General features: G+C 70.7%; 18 protein-coding genes. 7 read left to right on the top strand and 11 right to left on the bottom strand.

Annotated features, from left to right (window positions below):
• Nucleotides 1-25: 25 nt before the first annotated feature.
• The 8 genes from KME78_RS20250 to KME78_RS20215 all read right to left on the bottom strand — a co-directional run bounded on the left by KME78_RS20250 (nucleotide 26) and on the right by KME78_RS20215 (nucleotide 5,469).
• Nucleotides 26-376, bottom strand: a complete 351-nt coding sequence (locus KME78_RS20250) for a hypothetical protein (RefSeq protein WP_219530649.1) — start codon at nucleotides 374-376, stop codon at nucleotides 26-28.
• Nucleotides 377-433: 57 nt separating this feature from the next.
• Nucleotides 434-715 carry a hypothetical protein gene (locus KME78_RS20245; protein WP_219530648.1) on the bottom strand — a complete coding sequence of 94 codons (282 nt, stop codon included), beginning with the start codon at nucleotides 713-715 and terminating at the stop codon, nucleotides 434-436.
• Between the two features lie 293 nt (nucleotides 716-1,008).
• Nucleotides 1,009-2,154 carry an MFS transporter gene (locus KME78_RS20240; protein WP_219530647.1) on the bottom strand — a complete coding sequence of 382 codons (1,146 nt, stop codon included), beginning with the start codon at nucleotides 2,152-2,154 and terminating at the stop codon, nucleotides 1,009-1,011.
• Complete coding sequence (locus tag KME78_RS20235; RefSeq protein ID WP_219530646.1) at nucleotides 2,151-2,387, bottom strand: hypothetical protein; 237 nt, start codon at nucleotides 2,385-2,387, stop codon at nucleotides 2,151-2,153. The genes KME78_RS20240 and KME78_RS20235 overlap by 4 nt, the downstream gene beginning before the upstream one ends.
• Nucleotides 2,388-2,389: 2 nt before the next feature.
• The gene (locus tag KME78_RS20230) at nucleotides 2,390-3,046 is read right to left on the bottom strand and encodes a response regulator (protein WP_219530645.1); all 657 of its coding nucleotides are present in this window, start codon (nucleotides 3,044-3,046) and stop codon (nucleotides 2,390-2,392) included.
• Nucleotides 3,043-4,188, bottom strand: a complete 1,146-nt coding sequence (locus KME78_RS20225; protein ID WP_308127044.1) for a sensor histidine kinase — start codon at nucleotides 4,186-4,188, stop codon at nucleotides 3,043-3,045. The genes KME78_RS20230 and KME78_RS20225 overlap by 4 nt, the downstream gene beginning before the upstream one ends.
• Before the next feature lie 35 nt (nucleotides 4,189-4,223).
• On the bottom strand, nucleotides 4,224-5,012 hold the full coding sequence (locus tag KME78_RS20220; protein WP_219530644.1) for a hypothetical protein: 789 nt from the start codon (nucleotides 5,010-5,012) through the stop codon (nucleotides 4,224-4,226).
• A 103-nt stretch (nucleotides 5,013-5,115) separates the two neighbouring features.
• Complete coding sequence (locus KME78_RS20215; protein ID WP_219530643.1) at nucleotides 5,116-5,469, bottom strand: antibiotic biosynthesis monooxygenase family protein; 354 nt, start codon at nucleotides 5,467-5,469, stop codon at nucleotides 5,116-5,118.
• Nucleotides 5,470-5,553: 84 nt separating this feature from the next.
• Between KME78_RS20215 and KME78_RS20210 the strand changes: the two genes are divergently transcribed.
• Nucleotides 5,554-6,822 carry an amidohydrolase family protein gene (locus tag KME78_RS20210; RefSeq protein ID WP_219530642.1) on the top strand — a complete coding sequence of 423 codons (1,269 nt, stop codon included), beginning with the start codon at nucleotides 5,554-5,556 and terminating at the stop codon, nucleotides 6,820-6,822.
• On the opposite strand, the gene KME78_RS20205 is transcribed toward KME78_RS20210, so the two are convergent.
• A complete protein-coding gene (locus KME78_RS20205; RefSeq protein WP_219530641.1) occupies nucleotides 6,823-7,695 on the bottom strand; it encodes a TetR/AcrR family transcriptional regulator in 873 nt (290 codons plus the stop codon).
• A 427-nt stretch (nucleotides 7,696-8,122) separates the two neighbouring features.
• Here KME78_RS20205 and KME78_RS20200 point away from each other — a divergent pair, with 427 nt between their 5' ends.
• The 6 genes from KME78_RS20200 to KME78_RS20175 are packed head-to-tail and all read left to right on the top strand — an operon-like array spanning nucleotide 8,123 to nucleotide 14,806.
• Complete coding sequence (locus KME78_RS20200; protein WP_219530640.1) at nucleotides 8,123-9,160, top strand: BMP family lipoprotein; 1,038 nt, start codon at nucleotides 8,123-8,125, stop codon at nucleotides 9,158-9,160.
• The gene (locus KME78_RS20195; RefSeq protein WP_219530639.1) at nucleotides 9,157-10,680 is read left to right on the top strand and encodes an ABC transporter ATP-binding protein; all 1,524 of its coding nucleotides are present in this window, start codon (nucleotides 9,157-9,159) and stop codon (nucleotides 10,678-10,680) included. The genes KME78_RS20200 and KME78_RS20195 overlap by 4 nt, the downstream gene beginning before the upstream one ends.
• Nucleotides 10,677-11,834 (top strand): ABC transporter permease, encoded by a 1,158-nt coding sequence (locus KME78_RS20190; RefSeq protein ID WP_219530638.1) that lies wholly within the window; start codon nucleotides 10,677-10,679, stop codon nucleotides 11,832-11,834. Before KME78_RS20195 ends, KME78_RS20190 begins: the two co-directional genes overlap by 4 nt.
• Nucleotides 11,831-12,970 (top strand): ABC transporter permease, encoded by a 1,140-nt coding sequence (locus tag KME78_RS20185; protein ID WP_246651464.1) that lies wholly within the window; start codon nucleotides 11,831-11,833, stop codon nucleotides 12,968-12,970. The genes KME78_RS20190 and KME78_RS20185 overlap by 4 nt, the downstream gene beginning before the upstream one ends.
• A 50-nt stretch (nucleotides 12,971-13,020) precedes the next feature.
• The gene (locus KME78_RS20180; protein WP_219530637.1) at nucleotides 13,021-13,944 is read left to right on the top strand and encodes a nucleoside hydrolase; all 924 of its coding nucleotides are present in this window, start codon (nucleotides 13,021-13,023) and stop codon (nucleotides 13,942-13,944) included.
• A 1-nt stretch (nucleotide 13,945) separates the two neighbouring features.
• Nucleotides 13,946-14,806 carry a sugar phosphate isomerase/epimerase family protein gene (locus tag KME78_RS20175; protein WP_219530636.1) on the top strand — a complete coding sequence of 287 codons (861 nt, stop codon included), beginning with the start codon at nucleotides 13,946-13,948 and terminating at the stop codon, nucleotides 14,804-14,806.
• A gap of 21 nt (nucleotides 14,807-14,827) precedes the next feature.
• Here KME78_RS20175 and KME78_RS20170 read toward each other — a convergent pair whose 3' ends face one another.
• Nucleotides 14,828-16,015, bottom strand: a complete 1,188-nt coding sequence (locus KME78_RS20170; RefSeq protein WP_219530635.1) for an ankyrin repeat domain-containing protein — start codon at nucleotides 16,013-16,015, stop codon at nucleotides 14,828-14,830.
• Between the two features lie 95 nt (nucleotides 16,016-16,110).
• Nucleotides 16,111-17,085, bottom strand: a complete 975-nt coding sequence (locus tag KME78_RS20165; RefSeq protein ID WP_219530634.1) for a LysR family transcriptional regulator — start codon at nucleotides 17,083-17,085, stop codon at nucleotides 16,111-16,113.
• Nucleotides 17,086-17,180 lie beyond the last annotated feature (95 nt).

The raw sequence follows: 17,180 nt of genomic DNA, 5'->3' as shown, positions 1-17,180 counted from the left end.
CGAGTCGGTCCGTGCGGCTGGTGGGCTAAAGGAGCACCTGGGTGCGCCGGGACACGCCGGGATAGACGATGACGAGGAACGCCTGCCGGGCGTCTCCGTCCTCGGCCAGGGCCGCTTTCGCCCCCCGCATGTGCACCCGTACCCGGTAGCGACCGGCGCCGTGGATGGCGAGATCGGGTAGTTCCTCCACCACTTCGCCCTCGTCGTCGGTGAACACCATTTCTCCGGTGGTGCTCTGGTATCCGACCTCGACGACCTTCTCCCAGCCTTCGACCTCCACCGGCGGGCGCTTGTTGTACGCCTCGACGGCGACGCAGATGTGTTTGTCGGTGTCGGCGGTGAGAATGGTGAGATCACCGGGTGTGGCCCCGACCACCTTGTTGGCGGTCGCCCGGTCCAGAGCGGACGGATGGACGGTGGCCGGTTCGTCCTCCTAGAGATTGAGCATGCCCGTGTACGCCACCCACAACGTGGCCCTGGCCCGCAGCGAGGGGCGCACGCGCGGCTGGTGCTCGGGAACAGCGGCGCACCGCCGCTCGGCCGTCGCGATGACGTCGTGCTCCCGCTTCCGCTGCGCCTCCTCCTCAGCGGACCGGCGTCGGTTGAGCGCCGGACACAGATAGCCGAGCGCCGTGGTGTTCGCCTCCGTGTCGACCACGAAACCGCGGGTCTCCATGACGGTGTGCATCTCCCGTGTGCCCTTGCGCAAGGACACCGCGCACAGACTCCGGCCGAACTTGAGCAGGTGCGCATCGGGGATGTGGGCGAAGCGGCCGTTGAAGGTCCTTGGCGGTAGCGACGAGGAGGAGCACCGCGACCGCGACCACTGTCACCGCGCGGACCGCACGGTACACCCGGGCCCCGGCGGCCGGGGCGGGAGCCGGCAGTGATGATCGAGGTGATGTGGACACGGGTGATTCCGATCGGGGGAGGAGGAAGGCTGTTCCTCCCTATCTGATCTTGCACCCGATGTCCAGGCAAACGCTTGCTTCACAGGCGTCGCCTGGATCACGATGGGCCTTCGGTGGGGAGCTGGACGCGGCGGAAGATCCGCCACAGGGTCAGGTCGTAGAGGCTCTTGGCGGTCCCGGCGATCAGGAACGGCCAGGCCAGACCGAGGGGCAGCAGCAGCCCGGCCAGCGCGGGACCGGCCGGGCGCGTCAGGTAGCGGGCGGTGTTGGTGACGGCGGCCGTGGTGGTGCGTTCGGTGGGCGGGACCATGGCCATGACGTACGCCTGGCGGGTGGGCACGTCCATCGAGGACAGGCAGGCGCGGGCCAGCAGCAGCCCCGCCGCCACGGGGAACCCCGGGGCGAAGGCGACGCCGACGAGCAGCAGGTTGCTCGGCAGGTGGGTGAAGACCATCGTGTTCAGCAGCCCGATCCTGGCCGCGATGACCGGCGCGAGCAGGAAGGAGGCGGTCTGCAGGACGGCACAGCCCGCGAACAGCAGCCCGATGCTCGCCGTGTCGGCCCGGTAGCTGACGCCCAGCCAGTAGGCCAGGTAGGCCTGCACGACGAAACCCCCGGCCAGGCTGTCCACGGCGAACAGCGCCGCCAGCCGGACCACGACCGGGCGGGGCCGGACCGGCGCGGAGACCTGCACCGAGGCCACCTCGAGCGAGGCGGGCAGCCGCAGGGCCAGCAGCGCACCAGCCACACCCACGGCCAGCAACACCCCGCCGAGCAGCGACCGCGAGGGCGGGAGCGCGCCCAGCAGCGCACCGGCGGCCCCGGCGATGGCGGCGACGGCGTTGTAGAGGCCGAAGCCGCGCACGGCCACGCCGCTGCCGTCCAGCATGACCTGTTCCACGGTGGTGAACGGCCCGGACTCGACCACCTCGACCGACAGCGCACCGGACAGGGCGGCCAGGCTCAGCAGCCACACCGGAGCCCCGACCGCGATCAGCGACCCGCACAGGGCCAGGGCCAGGTACAACACGGCGTAGGAGCGGCGACGGCCGAACCGGTCGCCCCAGCGGGCCAGGGCGATGCTGGCCAGCGCGCCCCCGGCCATCACGGCGGCCAGCACGAGACCGACCCCGGCGGCCCGCAGCCCCTCGGCCCGCAGCAGCGTGGCGAACTGGACGGCGGCCAGTCCGTACGCCAGACCGCGCAGGGCCTGCGCTGCGAAGATCAACGGTGCGGCGCTCATGAGGGCTCCCCTTCCAAGGTCGCCACCATGGCAAGGGGAAACCGGTCGACCTCAAGACAGAGCGCGACGTCATCGGGATGGACTCCTTGACGCACCTCCTCCGCCAGTTCGGCGGCGGCACGCGACTCGGCCGCAACGGTCCGCCCGCCAAGGTCGATGGACCGCAGCAGGCCCGGCGAGTTGACGGTGTCGAACCCGGGCGCGGGCGGACCGTCTTTGGAGGAGGTAGCCATGATCAGAGTGGGTCGTTCCCGCCTGCGTCGCGGACGAGCAGCGCGATCTGCACCCGGTTGGCCAGGCCCAGCTTGGCCAGCGAACGGCTGACGTGCGCCTTGACCGTGGTCTCGGTCATGTCCAGCTCGCGGGCGATCTCGGTATTGGACAGCCCTCGAGCCACGACTCGCGCGACTTGGCGCTCGCGCTCGGTGAGCCTGGACAGACGCTTCCTGGCGGCGGCCGAGTCCGGGGTCTCCCACCTGGCGAAGGCATCGAGCATGCGCTTGGTAACCGTCGGTGAGAGCATGGCGTTGCCCTGAGCCACCGCGCGCACGGCGGCGATCAGGTCGCGGGGCGCGGTGTCCTTCAGCAGGAAGCCCGCCGCCCTGGCCCGCAGGGCGCTGTAGACGTACTCGTCGCGGTCGAAGGTGGTGAGCATGACCACCTTGGGCGGCTGGAGGGAGCGGTTGATCTCCCTGAGCGCTGTCACGCCGTCCATGACGGGCATCCGCACATCCATGAGGACGACGTGCGGCCGGTAGCGGGCGGCCTCGGTCACCGCCTCGGACCCGTTCTGGGCCTCGGCGATCACCTCGATGTCGTCGGCGGCCTCCAAGATCGCGCGCAGGCCCGCGCGTACCAGCGCCTCGTCGTCCGCGATGAGTACTTTGATCATGTCGGTAGCCTGACGCTGACCAGGAATCCGCCGTCGGGTTCCGCCCCGGCCGCGAACTCTCCCCCCAGCAGTTCCACGCGCTCGCGCAGCCCCAGCAGCCCGGACCCGCCGCCGGGTAGGTCCAGGGCCGGATGCGGCGGGGCGGCGTTGCGTACCTCGATCTGCAGCCCGGCGGGCCGGTGCCGCAGGACGACCTGGGTCGCGGCCCGGCCCGCGTGTTTGTGGATGTTCGTCAGAGCCTCCTGGACGACGCGGTACGCGGTGTGCTGGACCATGACGGGCAGCGCGCCAGGATCGCCCTCCTCATGCCGTTCCACCGGCACGCCGGCCGAGCGGGACTGCTCCAGAAGCCAGTCGAGATCGGCCAGTGTCGGCCGCGGGTGGTAATCTCCGCCCTCCTCGTCAAGGACCCCCAGCACCGCTCTGAGCTCGGTGAGCGCGTCCTTGCCCGTTGCGCGAATCAGCTCCGCCTCCGCCGCGGTCTTTTCGTCAGTGGCGTTGATCTCCAGCGCTCCCGCCCGCAGGACCATGAGCGAGACCCGGTGCGTCACCACGTCGTGCATCTCGCGCGCGATCCGGGTGCGCTCCTGTGCACGTGCCTGCTCGGTTCGCGCCGACTGCTCGCGCTCCAGCCGCTGGGCGCGCTCGCGCAGCCCCGCGACCACCTGCCGGCGGGCGTCGGCCCACAGTCCGAGCGCCAGTGGGAGCCAGACGAACAGGGGCGCGCCGCCGAGCGCGGAGACCAGTCCGGCGCCGGGCTGCGGGATGACCGCGACCAGACTGGCCGGCACCGCGTACAGCGCGAGCGGGGCTGGACGCCGCAAGGTGGTCGCGGCGACGTACGAGGCCACGGCCAGCAGCAGCCCCGGCGTGCGAAGCACCGCGTCCACCAGCGCGAGCACCAGCAACAGCCACGGCCGGCCGAACGCCGTCCTGGCCGCCGCCGCGGCCAGGAGCCCCACTACGGCGGCAGGAACGTAGGCGGTCAGCCCACCGACGGCCGGTAGGTGCGCGGGCAGCCCAGCCAGCGTGGCCGCGTACCCGAACGCCTGCGCGCCGGAGAGCGCCGCCGGCACGAAGGCCCCGCAGAAGGCGGCCGCGGGCAGCACCCACGACAAGCCCCTGGCCCGCACACCCTTCACCCACCACAGCGTAGACACCGTCAAGGAGCGGCGTGTCACCAGCTGAGCACCCGCAATGAAGCCCTGTCCCCGGCAGGCTGAGCTTGCGTGCGCAGCTCCGGCATGGCATCGCGCAGCACCTTGATCCCGAGTGGTACGAGCACCAGGCACAGGGCGGCACCCGACAGGACCCCGTCGACCAGCTCACTTCTCTTCAGCACGCCGGTCCACAGCCATCCCGAGAACAGGAACAGCACCAGCCGCCCGGTGCCGAACGTGCCCGAGCGGAAGGCGGCCAGACCGAGGATCAGTGTCCCGATATAGAGACCGAAGGCCGCCGAAACCGGCACCCGCCAGGGCCCGTAGGAAATGTCCACGTACAGAGCCATCACGATCTCGGTCGTCCGCTCCAGCCCAAGTTTCCCGATGAGCTGCAGGGCCGTCTCGTCCACACCCGCCCAGTACAGGCGCGAGAACAACCCCACGACCACCATCGCGCCGCCCAGGCGGGCCGGCCAGGGTGAGCGCGTGGCAGCCACCCGGGCCAGGGCGACGATGGCCAGGCACAGCACGATGACTCCCGCCGTGTAACAGGCATGGCCGGCCGTGGCCAGCCCCGGGTTCACGGTGTAAGCGGCCAGTTGCTCGGGCACGGCGAACGGCTGCGCGGCGAAGTACGCCCGCTGCTCCGGTGTGAACTCCGCGGTGCTCGCCGCCAGGTGACGCAGCGTCAGCCCGGCGAACCACAGGAGCGGCCCGACCACCAGGGCGCCGCCTCCGAGGAAGCGCCCGGGAAACCAGGCGTTGTGGTGAACCGACGCGGGAGCGATGTTGGTCAGTAACATGCCATCACCCTGACGTGCGGGAGAAGGCCGCCACAGCTGCCGTTCGGCACGTACGGATGTCTCTTTAGTTGGTCACGGAGCTGTCGGGCCGGCGCTGCGGGACCTACGCCCGGATGAACCCGTGGCTCCGCTCCACTTTCGCCACATGCAGCGTGTAGCTCTGGTACCACTCGGCCTGCCCGCGCTTCTGCGCCGCGCGGTGCTCGGCGTTGCGCCGCCACTCCGTGAGGGCGTCGGCGTCGCGGAAGTACCCGACGGTGATGGCCAGCCCGCCAGGAGTCTGCGCCAGGTCCATCCCCAGGAACCCTGGGACGTCCTTCACCAGGTCTTCCATGCGTGCGGCGGTCTCGCTGTAGCCGCTCTGGTCCTGGGTTCGCACCGCCGTGAAGACAGCCATGTAGTAGGGGGGTTCAAAGGCCTCGACGGGCGTGACAGGCGCTTCGGGGTGATCGCTCATGGCGCCACTGTAAGGCAGGATGCGCGACTAGGTGAACCGTTTGGTTCAATATAGTCGGAACCCTCACCCCCCGAGAGGACAGCGATGTCGAACGAACACACGCCCGAGTTTGACCTGGTCGTCCGCCATGGACACATCCTGACCATGAACGCGGCCCGCGCCGCCTTCCCAGACGGTTTCCTGGGGATCAAGGATGGACGGATCACCGCCGTCGAGGATGACCGTGAGTGCCTCCGCTACCAGACCGCCCACGAGATCGATGCGACCGGCTGCGCGGTGCTTCCCGGGATGATCAACGCCCACACCCATCTGGCGATGACGCTGTTCCGCGGGATGGCCGATGATGTGGCGCTGGAGGAGTTCGTTTCCCGGCTCACCACCGAAGAGGCGAACGTCCTGACGCCGGACACCGTCCGCCGGGGCGCGGCGTCAGCGGCGGCCGAGTCCATGCTGGCGGGGACCGCCGCGGCCCTGGACATGTACTGGTTCAGCGAGGCGACGGTGGCCGCATCGGCGGATTACGGGCTTCGTGTCGTCAGCGGACCCACCTTCGCCAACTTCGCCAACCCGGATCCGCGGTCCTTCGCCGAGACGCTCCGGGACGCGGAGGAGCAGCTGGCCGGCTTCCCGGCTGGAGACCCTGCGGCGCCGGCGCTGATGCCGCACAGCACGTACGCCCTGACCAGGAAACAGCTGGAAGAGGTGGCCGGACTCGCACGACGCCATGGCTGCCGGGTGCACGTCCACGCCGGCGAGAGCAAGCGGGAAGTGGCGGAAGTCCGCCGGCTGCACGGCGCCACCCCCATCCAGGTCTTGGATCAAACGGGCCTTCTAGGGCCCAAGACCGTGATCGCGCACGCCGTCGAACTCGATGACGGCGACATCGAGACGCTGGCGGCCACGCGCACTTCGGTCGCGCACTGTCCGTGGTCCAATCTCAAACTCGCCTGCGGGGTCGCTCCCGTGGGCGAGCTCCTCGAGGCCGGCGTCACGGTGGCTCTTGGCACGGACGGCGCGGTGAGCAGCAACGGGCTGGACGTGTGGTCGGCGGTCAAACTCGTCGCCACCCTCCACAAGGGAGTCTCCGGCGACCCCGCTCTGATCACGGCGGAGCAGGCCATCGACATGGCCACCGTTCACGGCGCCCGAGCCCTGGGTCTGGCCGGGGAACTCGGGACGCTCGAGGTCGGCAAGCGCGCCACGCTGCAGGTGGTCGACCTGTCACGGCCGCATTTCGAGGGCTGCCGAGATGTCTGGTCCGCCTTGGCCTACTCCGCGCGGCCGTCCGACGTACGTGACGTCATCGTCGACGGTGTTCAACGTGTCTCCTCCGGCGCTCTTGTCGGAAAATGACTATGTACGTGTGCGCAAGGGCTCGGCCCGGTTGGCGATCGCCTCTGCCGCGATGTCGTGCACGGCGGTCACCTCTTCCATGTCCCCGGTGGTGAGCAGATCCAGTTGCAGCCCACGCCACAGCGCCACGATCTCTTTGGCCAGCCGTCTCGCCGGGCCGTCCGGCAGACCGTCCTTGATCAGGGCGTCGGTCGCGGTGTCCACCCAGTCGTGGCCGAAGTGCCGCAGCAGCCCCGGTATGCGTTCGGGCTGGTGTACGGCCAGCCCCACGGACTCGAAGAGCAGCCGCAGGTAGGGCAGATTCTCCTCGCGGCAGAGGGCGCGCCAGGTCTCGTCCAGCCGCGCCTTCAGCGGAATGTCCAAGCGCGCGATATGGCGATCGGCATCCTTCAACAGCGGATACCGCAGCAACGCTACGTCGAGGGCCTCACGGACCAGATCCTCCTTGGAGCCGAAGTAGTACAGCATCATGCGGTTGTTCGACCCCGCCGCCCGTGAGAGATCACGCAACGTCGCCGCCGCGGACCCTTGCTCCAGCATGTAGTTGACGACCGAGTTCAACAGCTCCATCTTGCGTCCGTCGTTCTTGTCCGGAGGTGCCTGGCGAGCCGGTGCACGCTCCGCCACGTCATCCACGTGGACCTCCCGCCCTTTCGCCGCGGCGGCACGCCAGAGCGCCTGGAACACGGCCGTCTGCCGGTCCGGGTCGAGCGGGGGGTTGTTCCACGCCGCGAGCACGCGCACCACCGGCTCCAGCTTCGACCAGCGCGACAGCCCGTTCCCGCGCAGCATCGCGGCGACCTTTTCATGGCTGATCGTGTCGAGGAAGTCGCCGTCCATGACCGCGCCGGCGATCCGCCGCACTCCTGGCATTCCAGCACCTTGGTAGAGCTCGTGCAGAGCCTCGACCAGGTCTCGTGCCGGACCGGAAGGCAACTGCTCAAGTCCAGGTAGCGCTATGCCGACCACAGTGTTCGCATCCCATCGCCGTCAAGGAACGTCAATAAACGTCAGAATACGCGGCCGCCCGGCGCTCCGCCTGCACTTTTACTCCGTCAACTAACGTCAAGTAGCGTCAATTGCGCCGGGAGGCGGGCTCGGGGCATCACGACATCGGCGCTTCCAGGGTCGGATGGCCCGTCTGATGTCGGCTTTCTTCCCTTTCGATGCCACATCTTCCGTTTCGGGGGACCGCTCGCTATGGTGAACCAAATGGTTCAGCCATGCCGGCGGCCTTCGCTCCGGAAGCGCGCGATGCGCCCTGTCCGGCTCACCTTTCTCGTTGGATCAGGAGGCGCACATGCGTCATGCATTGGCACGGCTTCTTCCGCTGCTCGCGGTGGCCGCGATGGTCACCGGGTGTGGCGCGGAACCGGCCCCGGTGGCCCGCGAGGGGCTGCGGGTGGGGCTCGCGTACGACATCGGCGGGCGTGGCGACCAGTCGTTCAACGACGCCGCCGCCAAGGGCCTGGACAGGGCGGCCAAGGAGCTGAAGATCGCCAAGGCGCAGGAGCTGGAGGCCACCGCAGGGGAGTCCGACCAGGCCAAGGAGCAGCGGCTGCGGCTGCTGGCCCAGCAGGACTTCGACCCGGTCATCGCCGTCGGCTTCGCCTACGCCAAGCCGCTGCAGAAGGTGGCCGGAGAGTTCCCCGGAACCCGCTTCGCCCTCATCGACAGCTCCGAGGCCACCGGCGCCAACATCGCCAACCTGGTCTTCGCCGAGAACGAAGGCTCCTACCTCGTCGGTGCCGCCGCCGCGCTGAAAAGCAGGAGCGACTCGGTCGGCTTCATCGGCGGCACCAACACCCCTCTCATCCAGAAGTTCCAGGCCGGCTACGAGGCCGGCGTGGCACGGATCGACCCGAACAAGAAGGTGCTGGTCCAGTATCTGAGCCAGGCGCCGGACTTCTCCGGCTTCAGCTCGCCCGACAAGGGCCAGGTCGCGGCCAAGGGCCTGTACCAGCGCGGCGCGGACGTCGTCTTCGTCGCCGCCGGAGCATCCAGCATCGGTGTCTTCCAGGCCGCGCACGACCTCGGCGAACGGGCCATCGGCGTCGACTCCGACCAGTACCTCCAACCGGCTCTGAGCGCGGTCAAGGACGTCATCCTCACCTCGATGATCAAGCGCGTGGACACGGCCGTCTTCGAGTTCATCCGTGACGCGGGGCGGAACGCGTTCAAGCCCGGCGAGCAGAGCTACGACCTCAAGCGCGACGGCGTCGCCTACGCCACCTCCGGCGGATTCGTCGACGACATCGGCCCCCGCCTGGCGGAGCTGCGCCGCGGCATCGCGAACAAGGAGATCACCGTGCCCACCACCCCGAAGGCAGGAACATGAGCGCGCCACCGGCCCTGCGGGTCCGGCACCTGCGCAAGCAGTTCCCCGGCGTCGTCGCGAACGAGGACGTCAGCCTCACGCTGCGAGCCGGCACCGTACACGCGGTCGTGGGCGAGAACGGCGCGGGCAAGTCCACGCTGATGAAGCTCCTCTACGGGATGCACCGGCCGGACTCCGGCGAGATCCACCTGGACGGCGAGCCGGTCCGCTTCACCTCGCCGCGCGACGCGATCGCCGCTGGCCTCGGCATGGTCCACCAGCACTTCATGCTGGCCGACAACCTGTCCGTGCTGGAGAACGTCGTCCTTGGCGCCGAACCTGGCCGGGCGGGCGTGCTCGACCTCCCGGCCGCGACACGCAGGGTCGAGGAGGTCTGCGCGGACCTCGGCGTGACGGTCGACCCGCACGCTGAGACCGGCGCCCTGAGCGTGGCCGACCGCCAGCGGGTCGAGATCGTCAAGTCGCTCTACCGGGGCGCGCGGATCCTCATCCTCGACGAGCCGACCGCCGTCCTGGTGCCCCAGGAGGTCGAGCGGCTGTTCGCGAGCCTCGACCGGCTCAGGACACGCGGGCTGTCGATCCTGTTCATCTCGCACAAGCTGGACGAGGTGCTGGCGGTGGCCGACGACGTGACCGTCATCCGGCGCGGGGTCACGGTGGCCGACTCGCTTCCCGCGAACGAGGTCTCCTCTCGCGAGCTGGCCCACCTCATGATCGGTGCCGAGCTGGTGAGGACAGAACGGCCCGCGCGCCCGGCTGGGCGGCTCGCGCTCCGCCTCGAGGAGGTGTCCCTGCGCCTGGCCGACGGCAGGCAGGCCCTCGACTCGGTCTCGCTCGACGTGCGAGAGGGCGAGGTCGTGGGTATCGCCGGGGTCGAGGGGAACGGGCAGACCGAGCTCATCGAATGCGCCGCCGGAGTACGCCGCCCCGACCGTGGCAGGCTGACGCTGTTCGGTCAGGACGTCACGGGCACCAACCTCAGGTGGCGGCGAGCCGCCGGCGTCGCGGTCGTCCCCGAGGACCGCCACCGCCAGGCCCTGCTCCTGGAGGCTCCGCTGTGGGAGAACCGGATGCTCGGCCGGCAGTCGGCGCCGCCGAACAGCAGGCGCGGGTGGCTCACCCGCAGGGCCGCCCGCCGCGACACCGAGCGCCTGATGCGCGACTACGACGTTCGGGTGCGCGACGCCGGGGTCGCCGCCGCGTCGCTGTCCGGCGGTAACCAGCAGAAGTTCGTCATCGGACGCGAGCTCGCCGGCGGGCCGAAGGTGCTGCTCGCCGCGCATCCGACGCGGGGCGTCGACATCGCGGCCCAGCAGCAGATCTGGCGGCGGATCGAGGACGCGGTCGCGGCAGGGGCGGGTGTGCTGCTCGTCTCGGCCGACCTCGACGAGCTGCTGACCAGGTCGGACCGGCTGCTGGTGATGCTGCGCGGCGGGCTCGTCGCGCGGGTCGATCCCCGGCGGACCAGCGCCGAGCAGCTCGGCATGGCCATGTCCGGAGCGAGAGAGGTCGCGGGATGAGCCGGTCGTCCAATCCGCGCGGCCTCTCCCTCGGGCTTTTGACCTCGTTGCGCGGCGTGGCCGCCGGCCTCCTGGCGCCGGCGGCGGCGCTCGTCCTCGCCGCCGGCGCGGCCTCCCTCATCCTCGCCGCGACCGGCGCCTCCCCGCTCGCCGCGGCCGAGGCCATGGTGACGAACGCGCTCGGCGGTTCGAGCGCCGCCATCATGCTGAACTCCGCCGCCGCCTACTACATCTCAGCGGTCGCCGTCGCCTTCACCTTCCGGCTCAACCTGTTCAACATCGGCGCCGAAGGCCAGTACCGGATCGCGGCCCTGTGCGCAGCGGCCGTCGGGGCCGAGCTGACGCTGCCGCCCATCGCCGGGCACGCGGTCGTGCTCCTGACGGCCATGGCCGCCGGGGCGATCTGGGCCGGCATCGCGGCGGCGCTCAAGGTGATCAAGGGCGTCAACGAGGTGATCTCCACGATCGCGCTGAACTTCATCGCGATCGGCCTCATCTCCTACCTGCTCGTGCCAGGCAGGCTGGGCGCTGGCGGCGGGGGCAGCAACAACCTCGGCACGGCCCCCCTGCCCCCGAGTCTGCGCGACCCCGGATTCACCACTGTCGCGCACGGCGCCACTCTCTACTGGTCGTCGCTGCTCGCGCTCGCCGCCGGGATCGCCTTCTACGTCCTCCTGGAGCGTACGGTCTTCGGCTTCGACCTGCGTGCCATCGGGCGCTCGCCGGACGCGGCCCGCTTCGGCGGGACCTCGACGGCGCGCGTCACCGTGATCACCATGCTGCTGTCCGGGGCGACGGCCGGGCTGGCCGGCATGCCCGCCCTGCTGGGCGATGCGGGCGGCTTCTCGCTCAGTTTCCCTTCCGGGCTCGGCTTCATCGGCATCGCGGTCGCCCTCATCGGGCGCAACCGCGCGGCGGGGATGGCCTTCGGCGCGCTGCTGTTCTCCTTCCTCGACAACTCCTCCAACGTGCTCCAGCTACTCGACATCAGTAACGAGGTCGTCCGCATCATGGAAGGTCTGATCGTCCTGGCGGTGGTCATCGCGTACGAGCTGAGCGCCCGCTGGCGCGCCCGCCGCGAACGGCAACAGACGCCCGGCCTGGCAGCGCCGCCGGCCGTCGCGCGGCCCGCCCGCGGAAAGGCGGCGACATGATCGTCATGGCGGGTTCCCCGCTTCCCCTGGGGCGGCTCTGGCCGCTGCTCGCCATGGCCGGCGGGTTGCTGGTCACGGTGCTGACCCTGCCCGAGGGCATCGGGCTGATATCCGGCGGCACCCTGTCGGCGGCCCTCGCGCTGACCTCGCCGGTGGCCCTGGCCGCCCTCGGCGGCGTCTGGGCCGAGCGCGCGGGCGTGGTCAACATCGGCCTCGAGGGCATGATGATCCTCGGCACCTGGGGCGCGGCCTACGGAGCTCTGCGGTGGGGACCCGCCGCCGGCCTCGTCCTCGGCGCCGCCTGCGGCGCGCTCGGCGGGGCCCTGCACGCGGTCACGACGGTCACCTTCGGGGTGGACCACATCGTCGCCGGCGTGGCCATCAACCTTCTCGCCCCGGGAGTGGCCAAGTACCTGTCCTCGATCACGTTCACGAGCATGCCGGGCGGCGGCGCCACCCAGTCGCCGCCCGCGCCCCGGCTGCCCGACGTGCCGCTGCCGTTCGGGCTCGGCGGGCTGTCATCGGGCGTCGTGCTCACGCTCGTCCTGGTCCCGCTGTCGTGGTGGCTGCTCTGGCGCACCTCGTACGGGCTGCGCCTGCGCTTCTGCGGCGAGAACCCGGCCGCGGCGGCGAGCATGGGTGTGCGGGTCACCGCGCTGCGCTACGGGGCCGTCGTCTCCTCCGGCGCGCTGGCCGGTCTCGGCGGCGCGATCCTCGTGCTGGTCGGCGCGGGGCTCTACCGGGACGGGCAGACCGGCGGCCGGGGCTACATGGGCCTGGCCGCGATGGTGTTCGGCAACTGGCGGCCCTCCGGTGCGCTCGCGGGGTCGTTCCTGTACGGGTACATGGACGCGCTGCAGCTTCGGGGAGGCAGCGCGGCCGTCCACGCGTTGCTGCTCGTCGCGGCCGTGGCCTGTGGGCTGATGCTGCTGCGGGCCCCGGCTGCGGCGGCGCGGACCCGGCGGCGTGGGATCGCCGTTCTCGCGCTCGCCGCCGCGGCACTCGGCACCGCCTTCGCCGTGACCGACACGCTGCCCGAGCAGGTGGCGTTCGTCGTGCCGTACGTGGCGGTGCTGGTCGCGCTCTTGGTGTCCGGCCGGCGGCTGAGACCGCCCGCGGCCGTCGGCAGGCGCTGATGCTTTTAGACACGAAAGAGGTGGATGGTCAATTGCGTGTCCTGGCAGACATGGATACCGGAATGGACGACGCGCTCGCCCTCATCTACCTGACGAGCCGGCCGGACGTCGAACTGTCGGCGGTGACCTGCGTGAACGGGTGCGTCGACGTGGACGCGGTCGCCCGCAACACGACCGGGGTGCTCGCCGCGCTGGACCGCCGCGACATCCTGGTGGGCAAGGGGAGCGATCGGCCCCTCACCTCCGGCGGCCCCGGGGCGCAGTGGGTCTTCGGCCCGACGGGCCTCGGCGACGTCAGGCTCCCCGAGGCAGCCGTCCCGGGGGACCTGCCTCCGGCGCTCGACGTCATGCGCCGTGTCCTCGCGCGGCCCGGCCCGCGCACCACGCTCGTGTGCACGGGACCGCTGACCAACGTGGCGCTGCTGCTGCGCGCCCATCCCGAGGCCGCCCGGCAGGTGGCGGCCGTCTACGTGATGGGCGGCTCGGCCGCGGCGGGCGGCAACGAGACGCCCGCCGCCGAGTTCAACATCCTGCAGGACCCGGAGGCGGCCGACATCGTGCTGCGCAGCGGATTGCCCGTCGTGATGTACGGCCTCGACGTCTTCACCCGCGTGACCGCGACCGACGCGGACATCGCCGCCCTCGACGCATCCGGCCGGCCGGGCGCGGTGCTGGCCGGCCGGATCCTGCGGGAACTGGCCGCCCGCTTCGCCACGCGTGGCGCCTTCCTCGGGGACGCCGGCGTCGCCGTGGTCGCCACCGAACGACGACTGGCCGAGCTGCGCAGGCTCAAGGTCGCCGTGGAACTGCGCGGCGGCTACACCCGCGGAGCGACCGTCGTGGACCGCCGCGTGACCAGGCCGCCACATGGTGACCATGCCGACGACTGGCCCTACGCGGAGATCGTATGGGACCTGGATGCCACGGGGGTCGCCGCGCAGTTCGTCCGATCTGTGATCACCAAGGAGTCATGAAATGAACAAACTCGGAGTGCACGCCGCCGTCTTCGCCGGTGGCTGGTCGCCCTCGGACTGCGACAGTACGGTCCGCAGGGCCCGGGCGTGCGGGTTCGACGTCGTCGAGATCCCGGTGTTCGAGCCGGACACGCTCTCGCCCGCCGCCACCAGGCAGGCGCTCGAACGGCACGGCATGGAGGCCACGTGCTCCGTCGGCCTGCCGTTCGACGCCGATCTGGCCAGCGACGACGGCGCCGTCTCGGCGGCGGGCGAACGCTACCTCCTCGCGGCGCTGGACTTCGCCGCGGCCGTCGGAAGCACCTATCTGGGTGGCGTCATCTATGGCGCGTTCGGCAAGCACAGCGGCCCGCCCACCGCCGCGGGCCGGGACAACGCCGCCGGCGCGCTGCGTCGGGTGGCCCGGCGCGCGCTCGACCACGGGATCACGCTCGGCCTGGAGACGGTCAACCGGTACGAGTCCAACCTCCTCAACACCGCGGCGCAGACGAGGGCGTTCATCGCCGAGATCGGGGCCGCGAACATCGCCGTGCACCTGGACACGTACCACATGAACATCGAGGAGGACGACCTGGCCCGCGCGGTCGCCGACAGCGCGGGCGTCCTCGGTTACGTCCACATCGGCGAGAGCCACCGCGGCGCTCTGGGCACCGGGACGGTCGACTTCGCCGCCGTCTTCGGCGCCCTGCGCGAGATCGGCTACGACGGTGTGATGACGTTCGAGAGCTTCTCTTCGCGGGTGGTCTCCCCTGGACTCTCCAGCACGCTGGCCGTCTGGCGCGACACCTGGGACGACCCGGATGCGACGGCGGCGTCGGCCCGGCGCTTCATCGCGTCGGCGCTCGCCGGGGGAGGAGCCTGACCAGGTCGTGGGCGACGCGCGTCAGCAGGGGCGTTCCAGGCGTCCCTCCGCGTCGTAGGTGTGCCGCACGCTGATCAGCGTGTCACGGTGTTCGCGCAGATGATCCTCGAACGACCAGGCTCGCGGGCCGTACGGGCCGCCGTGGATCTCCCACTGGATCACCTGGCCGCGGCTTCCGTTGGGTGCGGGCGCGAGGTCGACGCAGAGCAGGTTGCCACCGCTGTCTTCGGCGAACGGCAGCCAGCCAGGATGCCACCACACGCACCGCACACAGCCGTTGGCCGGGTCGAGTTCGTGGGGGACCCGGTCGTCGAAGATCCCCTGATCGTGCGTGTCCTTGAGGCTCTGCCACCGGCTCAGCATCCGCTCGACCGACATCCCCGCGTACTCGTAGTGGTCCAACCCGCCACAGCCGCCAAATAGCCGCAGGTACGCACGGAAGTCGCTGGGCAGCGGCTCCCCGATCGCGGCCTCGAGCCCGGCCACCGCCGCCGGGTCCGCGGCGCCGCGAGCCCTGACCAGCGACGTGTGGTCGGGACGCGCGTGCTCGGCGAGCCACGCGGAGATCTCCGACACCAGAAGGGTCAGCCGCGCGGCGCACAGGTCGACCGGGTCGGCCGCGCCCAGCTCGCGCAGCACGCGTACGGCATCGCCGTGCCCCCATCCTTCGGCGACGCTGACCGGCGTGACCTTCCCGTCGTCCTTGGACGCGAGCACGTCGGCCCCGGCCGCCACCAGAGCCTGGATCACCTCCACGTCCCCCTCGTAGGCGGCCAGCATCAGCGGCGTCCAGCCGTCCGGCCGGGACAGGTTCGGGTCGGCGCCCGCGCGCAGCAGCACCGACACGATCGCCAGCGGCTCCGCGAGCTCCAGGGCCAAGGTCAGCACCGTGCCCGACTCCGTCCCGCGCCCGATCCGGTTGACGTCCGCACCTGCGCTGATCAGGAACTCCACCAGCGGCAGGCGGCCGACGCCGACCGCGCACATGAGCGGCGTCCATCCCATCAACACGTCCTCGGTGTCGACCGACAGACCTGCGTCGAGGAACGGCCGCACCAGATCGACCTCGCCGGTGTCCGCCGCGTCATGGACCACGGGATGGCCGTCGCTGCTCACGGCGGGATCGACACCTTCTGCGAACAGTCTGACGAGAGCGGCTGAGTCACCCCTGGAGACGGCGTCGAGCACCGCACAGACCGCATCATTCATGATCGAATGATAGGCACTTGGTTCTCTCAGGTTGCCTGGACGGCTGCGACGCCGGCGGCGTACACCCGGTGCGCCTTGCCAGAACCGGGCGCTTCTCAGGCTCCGTGCGGTGAGTTCGATGAGCGTTGTTCTTCTTGCGGGGGAGCCTCCCAGGTGGCGGTGATGTCGCGGGCGACGTCACGTAGGAGGTCGATGAGCGTGTCTGCGAGTGGTGTGAGGCCGGCGTCGGTTTTGGTCACGGCGTAGAGCCGGCGGTAGGGCCTGGGGTGGGCCAGTTCGCGATGGGTGGTGCCAGGCGCATGGGTCAGGGCCAGGCGCGAGACCAGGGCCACTGCGATGCCTGTGCCGACGAGGGCCTGGGCGACGTCGTAGGACTCGGTCTCGAACCGTACCGTGGGAGTGAAGCCGGCCTCGCGGGCAGCGTCGTGGAACTGTCCGCGGGCGGCGTGGCCGGCCAGGATGGAGACCCACGATTCGTCGCGCAGTTGTTCCAGGTGAAGTTCGCTGTCCGCGGGCTGCCCGGTGGCCAGTGGATGGTCATCGGGGAGAACCACGACCATCGGGTCCAGCAGGAGCGAGTGGGCCCGTACGTGTGAGGGCGGCGCGAGCGGCCTGCCCCAGGACGCGACGATGGCCACGTCCAGGCGCCCCGCGCTGATCTCGTCCGCTCCACGTCCGGACACCACGTCTACGACGGAGACGTCGGCGTCCGGGTGGCGGTGGCGCAGCGCCGTCAGGGCCGGTGGCAGCAGGTGCAGGGCAGCCGCCTGGAACGTCCCGATCCGCAGACGGAGCGAGAGGTGACCGAGCAGTGCGGCCAGTTCCGCCTCGGCCCTGTCCGATGCCTCCTCCACAGTTCGGCCGTGGGAGGCCAGCAGCGCACCGGCCGTGGTGAGCGTTGCCCCGCGAGGACCACGGATGACCAGCGGCACCTGCCAGTCGCGCTCGGCCTTGACCACCTGCTGGGTGACCGCCGCGGGCGTGAGCCGGAGTGCGTGAGCCGCCGCCGTCAGGGAGCCGTGCCGCTCGATCAACGCGAGAAGCCGCAGCTGTCCCGGATCCACCACCATTCACTAATGCTAATGCTGCACCCTCCTGTTTTAACTTCTCTTAGGGGCGCGGGACGGGAAGGCTGGTGGGACACCCATCGGCCGCGATCCCCGGA

The organism is Nonomuraea guangzhouensis, from assembly GCF_019396345.1.
GTDB lineage: Bacteria > Actinomycetota > Actinomycetes > Streptosporangiales > Streptosporangiaceae > Nonomuraea > Nonomuraea guangzhouensis.
The sequence above is the reverse complement of the archived record's forward strand: the minus strand, read 5'-3'. Positions and strand labels throughout refer to the sequence as shown.